The organism is Campylobacter sp. JH32 (assembly GCF_017846535.1).
GTDB lineage: Bacteria > Campylobacterota > Campylobacteria > Campylobacterales > Campylobacteraceae > Campylobacter_D > Campylobacter_D coli.
On record NZ_JAEQBS010000047.1, the window covers coordinates 1 to 444 of the forward strand.

A 444-nucleotide genomic window follows, 5' to 3' on the forward strand; every position below is an offset into this window, starting at 1 on the left:
TTTTTTGTGCAGATTCTTCTTATCCTATTTTAGCTAAACATGGTATAAAGCCTGATTATGTTTGTATGCTAGAAAGAACTGAAATTACTGCTGAGTTTTTCAATCATGATTTTGGGGAATTTGATAATGGAATTTGTTTTATTATCAAATCCATAGTACATCCTAATGCCATAAATTACCTAACCAAAAAAACCGATAATTTTACTATAGTTTCAACCTATGCAAGTTTTATACAATATTTAAAATTAGATTATTTTGGATATTTTAACATGGGATTTAGTGTTGCACATATGGCTTGTTATCTTTCCTTACATTTAAATCATAAAAACATCATTTTTATAGGACAGGATTTAGCTTATGCTGAAAATGGCAATTCTCATCCTGATGATTATCAAAATTCAGCTAATTATGAAAGTCAAATGTATGAACATATTTTAACCGAGG

General features: G+C 27.9%; 1 protein-coding gene. It reads left to right on the forward strand.

Features of this window, described 5'->3' with window-relative positions; all coding sequences use genetic code 11:
- Nucleotides 1–444: 6-hydroxymethylpterin diphosphokinase MptE-like protein (locus tag KAR67_RS09450; protein WP_192801104.1), on the forward strand; the 444-nt coding region annotated here is incomplete at both ends.